Source organism: Prevotellamassilia timonensis (assembly GCF_021531665.1).
In the GTDB taxonomy this organism is placed as follows: Bacteria; Bacteroidota; Bacteroidia; order Bacteroidales; family Bacteroidaceae; genus Alloprevotella.
Map to the genome: position 1 here is coordinate 1 of NZ_JADYUH010000104.1, position 1,922 is coordinate 1,922.

At 48.5% G+C, this 1,922-nt stretch carries 2 protein-coding genes; both read left to right on the forward strand.

Translation table 11 applies throughout. The features are described 5' to 3' along the window. Window positions 1-116 precede the first annotated feature (116 nt). Window positions 117-863 (forward strand): MlaE family ABC transporter permease, encoded by a 747-nt coding sequence (locus I6E40_RS10515; RefSeq protein WP_235387195.1) that lies wholly within the window; start codon window positions 117-119, stop codon window positions 861-863. 17 nt (window positions 864-880) lie between these two features. After that, entirely contained in the window at window positions 881-1,642 is a 762-nt protein-coding gene (locus I6E40_RS10520) for an ABC transporter ATP-binding protein (protein ID WP_235387197.1), read from the forward strand. The last annotated feature ends 280 nt before the right edge of the window (window positions 1,643-1,922 follow it).

A 1,922-nucleotide genomic window follows, 5' to 3' on the forward strand; every position in this document is an offset into this window, starting at 1 on the left:
TGTGACTGATGAGGGAGGAAATATGGACCGAAAAGATTTTCAAAGATGATGCAGGTTATTTTTTGAGGATTACATAAAAACAAACCCTCTCCCCCAACAAGCAAAACCAAGAAGAAATGCTGATACATAAATTCTTAGTACACTTCGGACGCTATCTCATGTTGATGGAACGCACCTTCTCGCGTCCCGAAAGGATGAGAATGTTTTTCAAACAATATGTCAAGGAACTCTATGCCCTCGGCATCGACTCCATTGGCATCGTTCTGCTGATTTCATTCTTCATCGGCGCTGTCATCTGCATCCAAATCAAACTCAACATCCAAAGTCCGTGGATGCCTCACTGGGTTTCGGGATATGTCACCCGAGAAATCATGTTGCTTGAGTTTTCTTCCAGCATCATGTGTCTCATCCTCTCCGGAAAAGTGGGGTCAAACATTGCCTCCGAACTCGGCACCATGCGCACCTCGCAGCAAATCGACGCGCTCGAAATCATGGGCGTCAATCCTGCTTCCTATCTGATTCTGCCCAAAATCACCGGACTCATGACCATGATTCCCATCCTCGTCACCTTCAGCACGTTCAGCGGAATCATTGGTGCATACGCCACCGCCTATATCGGTCACATCATCACTCCTTCCGACCTGACGGCGGGTCTGCAACATTCCTTCACGCAATGGTTCTTCTGGATGGGCGTCATCAAGTCCGTCTTCTTCGCCTTCATCATTTCCAGTGTCTCGTCCTACTATGGCTACACCGTGGAAGGCGGTAGCATCGAAGTCGGCAAAGCCTCCACGGATGCCGTCGTTTCTTGCTCCATGCTCATCCTCTTTTCCGACCTCTTCCTCACACAGTTGCTGTCTTAAATCCCCCCTCACGACTCATGATTGAAATCTCCGACCTGCATAAGTCTTTTGAAGACAAAGACGTCTTGAAAGGCATCACCTCACGCTTCGAAGGCGGAAAAACCAACCTCATCATCGGACAGAGCGGCTCCGGAAAGACCGTCCTTTTGAAATGTATTGTCGGGCTTTTCACTCCGACAAAAGGCGATGTCATCTATGATGGCAGAAGTTTCGTCCAAATGACCAAAAAGGAGCGCGCACTGCTGCGTCGCGAAATGGGAATGATTTTCCAAAGCGCGGCACTCTTCGATTCGATGTCCGTGCTCGAAAACGTCATGTTCCCGCTTGACATGTTTTCCGACATGAACTACAAAGACCGTGTGCGCCGCGCCTCCTTCTGCCTTGAGAGAGTGAATCTCGGAGACGCCGGACAGAAATTCCCCGGCGAGATTTCGGGAGGCATGCAGAAGCGCGTCGCCATCGCACGTGCCATCGCCCTCAATCCGAAATATCTCTTTTGCGACGAACCGAACTCAGGTCTTGACCCGAAGACGTCCATTGTCATTGACAATTTGATTCATGACATCACGTCGGAGTATAAGACGACCACCATCATCAACACCCACGACATGAACTCCGTCATGGGCATCGGCGAGCACATCCTCTTCATCTGTGAAGGTCATGCCGCCTGGGAAGGAACGAAAGACGAAGTGATGAGTTCCGACAACGAGAGACTCAACAGTTTCATCTTTGCTTCCGACCTCTTCCGAAAAGTGCGCGACGTGCAACAAGGAGAATAAAACACGGAGGAATTGAAAACAACGGTGGCTTGAATGCGAGCAAATCGCGTTCAAGCCACCGTTTGTCGTATGGGGCAGAAAGGGCTTTCTACACTATACGTAAATAAAAGGGGAAAACAAAAAACTATACAAACTATACATAAACCCTACATTTAACTCTGCATTACACTGATTCTCCGCGCGTTACGAAATGTATAGTTTGCGCTCCAAACTATACACAAACTATACACAAACTATACATTGAAGCGTTCAAAACCCTACACGAAAGGTGGGGGTAAAC

What these genes read in the sequence shown, in the direction of transcription:
- I6E40_RS10515 (WP_235387195.1), top strand. Translation starts at nt 117, where the DNA reads ATGCTGATACATAAATTCTTAGTACACTTCGGACGCTATCTCATGTTG.
- I6E40_RS10520 (WP_235387197.1), top strand. Translation starts at nt 881, where the DNA reads ATGATTGAAATCTCCGACCTGCATAAGTCTTTTGAAGACAAAGACGTC.